General features: G+C 36.5%; 9 protein-coding genes and 1 pseudogene. All 10 read right to left on the reverse strand.

Annotation, left to right across the window (positions count from 1 at the left end):
- A pseudogene (locus UF75_RS29680) lies at positions 1-204 on the reverse strand (DUF2238 domain-containing protein); the annotation flags it as partial.
- Positions 194-568 (reverse strand): hypothetical protein, encoded by a 375-nt coding sequence (locus tag UF75_RS24360; protein WP_045577108.1) that lies wholly within the window; start codon positions 566-568, stop codon positions 194-196. The pseudogene UF75_RS29680 and the gene UF75_RS24360, both read right to left, overlap by 11 nt.
- A 285-nt stretch (positions 569-853) precedes the next feature.
- The gene (locus tag UF75_RS24365) at positions 854-1,330 is read right to left on the reverse strand and encodes a hypothetical protein (RefSeq protein ID WP_045577109.1); all 477 of its coding nucleotides are present in this window, start codon (positions 1,328-1,330) and stop codon (positions 854-856) included.
- Positions 1,331-1,456: 126 nt separating this feature from the next.
- Positions 1,457-1,987, reverse strand: coding sequence for a hypothetical protein (locus UF75_RS24370; RefSeq protein WP_045577110.1), 531 nt, complete (start codon positions 1,985-1,987; stop codon positions 1,457-1,459).
- A gap of 233 nt (positions 1,988-2,220) precedes the next feature.
- Entirely contained in the window at positions 2,221-2,856 is a 636-nt protein-coding gene (locus tag UF75_RS24375; protein WP_242860417.1) for a LysE family transporter, read from the reverse strand.
- A gap of 2 nt (positions 2,857-2,858) precedes the next feature.
- Complete coding sequence (locus tag UF75_RS24380) at positions 2,859-3,701, reverse strand: VanW family protein (RefSeq protein WP_045577111.1); 843 nt, start codon at positions 3,699-3,701, stop codon at positions 2,859-2,861.
- Between the two features lie 45 nt (positions 3,702-3,746).
- On the reverse strand, positions 3,747-4,364 hold the full coding sequence (locus tag UF75_RS24385; protein ID WP_156146602.1) for a DUF1295 domain-containing protein: 618 nt from the start codon (positions 4,362-4,364) through the stop codon (positions 3,747-3,749).
- A 72-nt stretch (positions 4,365-4,436) separates the two neighbouring features.
- A complete protein-coding gene (locus tag UF75_RS24390; protein ID WP_045577112.1) occupies positions 4,437-4,838 on the reverse strand; it encodes a DUF1801 domain-containing protein in 402 nt (133 codons plus the stop codon).
- A 220-nt stretch (positions 4,839-5,058) separates the two neighbouring features.
- Positions 5,059-5,268 carry a hypothetical protein gene (locus UF75_RS24395; RefSeq protein WP_052693614.1) on the reverse strand — a complete coding sequence of 70 codons (210 nt, stop codon included), beginning with the start codon at positions 5,266-5,268 and terminating at the stop codon, positions 5,059-5,061.
- Between the two features lie 102 nt (positions 5,269-5,370).
- Positions 5,371-5,817, reverse strand: a complete 447-nt coding sequence (locus UF75_RS24400) for a YbaK/EbsC family protein (RefSeq protein ID WP_045577113.1) — start codon at positions 5,815-5,817, stop codon at positions 5,371-5,373.
- Positions 5,818-5,828 lie beyond the last annotated feature (11 nt).

Below are 5,828 nucleotides of genomic sequence, written 5' to 3' on the forward strand. Positions count from 1 at the left end.
CAGTAAATAAACTAAGTTAGTCAGTCTAAATCGATTATAAGTAATGATTATAACCGCTAGCCCGATGAGCGCAGGCAGTACCTCTAAAAACCGAGTAAACAAATCTCGTGGATAAATTACAGACCAAATTAAAACAGCAAAATAGATTAGTAATAATCCCACATGTAATGGTTTATTATTCTTCGACATTAACCTATTGTTCATTGGAATCCTCCAAGTGTTTTTCTTTGTTTTTGTTTCTAAAATCAATAAGTTTTACTAATCCCCACTTATACACATGATACAAAATATAAGGAATAATAAAAGCATACGCAGAGCACATTGACGATTTAGTTAAGTCGGTGAAATAATACACGTATATTCCACTAATATACATTGTAGCCGAGGTAAGTAATTTGGCAATAAATTTGGCTTTAACGTAAGAAGGTTTGCTATTAAAATGATAAGTTATAGAAAAAGCAGGGTTTACTTTTTGAATTAGTGCAATAATTAGAAGTACAGTGGCAAATAAAAATATCATATTAATATTATTCATATTATGTCCCCTAAATGCATCTTCGACAGACAATATTAATAACTCCTTTCACTATTATTTTTTGGTACCAATTATTTAAACTCTTTTAGACGACAACCCCTTTTACCTTTCTCCTTGTAATATTAATTTCCAGGATACGCTATTGAACTCTCCTTAACCCATATGTCTCTCCCACCTGCTTGAGAAATTCTACAGTAACCATCGTTCTTTTCTTCAAGACGGCCACTACCTCCATTTATTAATTTTTCTGGGGTTGTATTCTTTATATCTCCAAACTTAAAGGTTTCATAAACCTCTGCTCCTGCTATGATTGCTACATCACTCTGGGACTAACCGTACTTTGTCTTGAGTATACAAGACAGTCTCATTTTCTTTTATCCAACCTTTGGAGAAGATAGGTGAATCATGTACTGGGATTTCAACATAAATCCATGTCAGGTCGTCAACAATGCCTCTATCAATAACCTTAGCAAGTGTATTTGTCTGAATATTTCTAACCACTCTGGAATCCTCTAGAGGTAATAATAAAAGTTTATTCTCTTTTTCAATAAACCTAACTTTATCGAGGATTTCGTCATTTGATATTGAAAGATCATTTTGTTTAAGTTCCTTTGTTTTATAATCATTAACACTTTCCTCTAATTGCGCTATTTTATCTTTTAATTGTCGATTTTCATTTTGCAGATTTTCGTTTTGGCTTTTATAATTACTACTTGCGTTTGAACAAGCAACAGTAAATAAAGATAATATAAAAATTGTAATGACACAACTAATTATTTTATTAACATGTCTCATGGAAAGCCCTCCCTTCATATTTGTTTTATTTATAATTAGTGCACATTTCCCTCCAAATGTGCACTAATTATACTCGGATGATGCAGTTGAAAGCTATCTTGTATTTTACGTTGTTCTGGATGACGCTCAGTTATTATCTATTTTCCCTAAACTCAGTAGAGAATCATATATTCGTATGTTATCTCTTGGATCTTGTTGTTCTTTTCCATATTTAATTGTGTAGATATCATTTTCATGCTCTTTAAACCATATGGAATAGATAGTTGGAATATCAGGAATGTATAATGAAGAAATCGGAGTCCAAAAACTCCCAAGATATGTTCTTTTACTATCAGCAACAACAACGAAAGGCTTCCCACTTAACGGAACTTTCCCTTCTAATTTTCGTTCTAGACTGAACCCTTCCTTTAATGAAAAAGTGTGTTCTTTCCAATTGTATATTCTAATTTCCTTATCGGTAAGCACTGGTAAATTTTCTAATGGTAATTCATCAAGGTTTTTGCTCATGGCTTCAGATGTAGATAAATCTTTGACTAAGAATATTGAAAAATTATGTACTGTGCTATCCTTATTGTCGTTACGATCCTTATTACACCCCCAAACTAAGAGCAGTGTAACAAAAAGTATTATAAATAACCTTACTTTAGTTGATCCCAAAAGAACTCCTCCTATTAGGTGCCGCTATGACGGCTAATCCTCTAACAAAGCCTTCAAAATCCAGCTTACCGATGACTATGAATTATTTAATTTGCTTTATGTAAATCTTCCACCACTTACCTTTTGGTCTTTCATTTCTTATTTCCATCCAAGCAGAAGGATTCGAAATTGGTTTAAAGACAACTAGAAGATCATTCAAGATCTCATACTAAATAATGGTCATATAACCCTCGTTATATAAAGCTGCGCCCCCAAATGCTCGCCAAAGTAATAAGACCAAATATCAATATTATTACTCCTGAAGCCTTATTTACCCATATTAATCCTTTAGTATCAAATCTCTTTCCGAGGCCATAAACAAGTGTACTTAAAGTCAGCCACCATAGACCTGAACCAAAAAATACTCCGGTTACCAATACTAACGATGAGAAATAATTGGTTTGAAGTGTCCCTATTCCTAATCCAGCAAAGACAGCTGCAAAGGAAATAATCGTCATTGGGTTAGTAATTGTGAGTAAAAACGTGGAAAAGTAATTCCCTATTAGCCCTTGTTTGTTAGACGATATTGTCTCATCTAGGGTTTTTGCTTTAAATGTCTTAATTCCTAAATAACAAAGAAAGAATCCTCCGATAAGCCTCAGCCATATTTGTTGTCCAATTAAAAAGTTTGATATGCTTGTCAAGCCGAAACCGGCGATCATTCCATAAGTTGCATCTGCTGTAGCCGCACCTAATCCTGACAAGAAGCCAGATAGCCTTCCTTCTGCCAGTGTTCGCCTAATACAAAGAACTCCAATCGGGCCTACAGGCGCCGCAATTGAAAATCCGATGATTACACCCTTAATTAAAAACTCTAAATCCACGTCCATGCTTATAAAACCTCCATACCTCCTGCCAACATCGGTTCGTACATCATAATTGCATGATTCTCAGTGATAAAGTCGTCACCTATTTGATTGTTATCCAAGTCAAACATCTTACGCCTAATAACGTTGTGGCGCATGTAACCTCCCCACCACTCCTGTGTGATCAAATGATCACTTTCGTAAACCTCATATTTTTGGGGTAATGGTTGTTCACAACGCCAATCTCCTTCTAAATCCGATTCCCCTACTTTTATCAGAAGCTGATAACTGTGTTGGGTCTCATTCTTTATTTGTAAATCTATATAATTGTAAACAACTGTGGCCCCGCTTCCAAATGGCTGCGTCCTGTTGGCATCCGGAAATACATCATGAGTGTGACGCCACCGCTCCGTAACCTGTAACGGAGTATGTAAGGTCATCCAATAAATAAGGTTTGAGAGTTGACATAGTCCCCCTCCTACTCCGGGAATAAATGAACCATTATTTAGGACCATCCCTTCAGAGAAACCTTTTGCCTTAGTAGGCTTGCCAACCAAACGCCAAATGGAAAATGTCTCTCCTGGTTTAAGAACTAGCCCATTTATCTTTGCCGTAGCCAACTTCAAGTTGGTTACTTTGTTTTCCTGTAGCCACATATCAACATTTCGGAGGCTCCGATACAATGGAGTGCTATGCTCTGACACCTTGAAAGGAAGTTGACTTGTCTGTAAAGTTGCCGCGTACTTTGTTGACCTGACAAAAAACCATTGGAAGTATCGACGCCAGACAAAGTAAAGCCTTCCTAGAAACAGCCGAAACCTCGAACGTTTCGCCGGCCTTTCAGACCGATATACGGACTTGATTGCCAGAATTTTTCACTCCCTCCCAAATTTGCGGATATGACAGAAATTGGGCTACTTTGTGCGTTGCAACTTTTTGGTGAATGGAATTAATGCCGGTACTTCCATTTGATACTGGGTGTATGCCAAACCAAATTCTTTAACCAGTTTACTTTCTTCGAGTCTAATTCCTAACAATATGTAAATGGTGAGTACCAAATGCGCAACAATGTCCACCCGAGTAGAATTGAGGCTCCAAATGAATACTATAGTTGCGAAATATATTGGATGACGGACTATGCCTAATAACCCCTTTTTAGTAATTGTCTTCGGATAATAAAACCCCTTTTTCTTACCAAAGCTCATAAGCTGACGAATGCCAACGAATTCTAAGACATCGTAACTTAGAAAAGCCCAAATTATTACGACACCGGAGCCTATAAGCAAAACTTGCTGCACTATTGTCCAGGGTGGTACGAATTTAAGGATCAACTCTGAATCCAAGGTTTTTGTGATATACAACATCGCAGAAAACAAAACCAAGGAAAGTAAATTGTATCCAAGTCTGTAAAATGTGAAGTATCTTCCCAGTACTCGATTTGCCCAATTGGAAACCCGAAGATCAATTAGAATACTGTGTATCACTCCAAATCCAACCCACAAAAAAACTACAATTAAATATTTCAATTTCATCCTCCACAATTATATTTCGATAGCACCATAGCACATAACTTCCCAAGGGTTTGCGACGTTGAGTTATAACATTCAAACGAATTTTAGATTCTTCTTTTTTAATTTACCTTCTGCCTTTTCAATATTCTCAGCAACTCTAAACTTAACTATCTTGCTTATTAATTCGTACGGTATTGGCTTTACAATGGGAAATTGTATTGCACCCTTTGAGCCTTTATACTCCGATAACTCTTGTTTAAAAGCATTAATTCCACTCGGAGTTGGATAAAATCCGATATGATTCTTATGAGCTGCAAAATGAACGAGATTTCCAAGTAGCGTAAAAGTAGGCATCTGATAACTCATTTTTTCTTCTGCATCTGGTGCAGACTCTTTTATCACTTTTCTTAAATTTTTAAGTATTTCCTGAACCTCAGAGGGGAATTTTTGAATATATTCATCAATTGACCCAGCAGCTATTTTGGTTTCTTCCATAGTCTATTTCTCCTTTCAGAAGCCGAATTTTCCTGAAGTGACAGTACCAACAGATGAACGAGGATTTTTACTACTATATTCCCTTTGCGAAAAATAATCGAAGGTGAAGCGTTACGAATAGAATCAACCTTTGGCTTATTTATCCCAAGTTCAGTATAATAACCACGATTATTTGGATATCCATATACGACTCCTTCATACGACGAACCCCGTCCTATTTCTAATGTGATAATTCATCTAACAGTGTTTTAATTTCCTTTTGGATAGCCCAATGTGAATGAATTTGTCCTAATGCATCTTTTCGTTGAACTTCAAAGTCCTTACCCGATCGAAGAATGCTAAATTCCTTACCATTCTTCTCCTTAACAATTATCCCAGAGTCAGGTGTCGTTCCAGCGAAATCTTTGTTCTCCCGAACAACCGCTTTCATCTTTGCAAAGTGTCGCAAACACTTTGTTATACGTGTATTTGATATCCGTACTGTTAAATAAATTTAGAGTTTTAGGAAATCCGCAAATAACTTAATATCGCTTTACTCAAGGGTTGCAATAATTTTATTTAGTTTCACCAGTGCACTTGGGTTAATTTTTAAGGTACATGTTGCCTTTCCAGAACCTCCGTAAATGTTGGAGTATTGAGATAATCGCTTGTCAATGATACAAGGTAAATTATGTCCCACCATAGAGATACTTCCTACAGTACAACCAGTTACTTTTTCAACTTCTCTTGCCCCAGCTAACTTTACCTTCTTGCAGCCTAAAATACTTGCAACTTCATCGAAATCTACGTGACCTCGGTCACCTGACATAATTAAGGCGAAGAAGCCTTTGTCAGTTTTGAGTATTAGTGTCGGTGCAGTTTGTCCGACGTTAATTTCGAAATATGCTGCACCTTCCTGGGCCGTTCGTATTGCTATATCATGGTCGATCAATTCAAATGGAACGTTGTTTTCTTTAAGGAGTGCCTTCAAATTTTCCACCAGTCATTCCC

The sequence above is a fragment of the Desulfosporosinus sp. I2 genome, from assembly GCF_000960765.1.
In the GTDB taxonomy this organism is placed as follows: Bacteria; Bacillota; Desulfitobacteriia; order Desulfitobacteriales; family Desulfitobacteriaceae; genus Desulfosporosinus.

Excerpts from the sequence above, each read along its gene's own strand:
- UF75_RS24390 (WP_045577112.1), bottom strand. The coding sequence starts at position 4,838 with ATGGAAGAAACCAAAATAGCTGCTGGGTCAATTGATGAATATATTCAA.
- UF75_RS24365 (WP_045577109.1), bottom strand. The coding sequence starts at position 1,330 with ATGAGACATGTTAATAAAATAATTAGTTGTGTCATTACAATTTTTATA.
- UF75_RS24395 (WP_052693614.1), bottom strand. The coding sequence starts at position 5,268 with ATGAAAGCGGTTGTTCGGGAGAACAAAGATTTCGCTGGAACGACACCT.
- UF75_RS24375 (WP_242860417.1), bottom strand. The coding sequence starts at position 2,856 with ATGGACGTGGATTTAGAGTTTTTAATTAAGGGTGTAATCATCGGATTT.
- UF75_RS24385 (WP_156146602.1), bottom strand. The coding sequence starts at position 4,364 with ATGAAATTGAAATATTTAATTGTAGTTTTTTTGTGGGTTGGATTTGGA.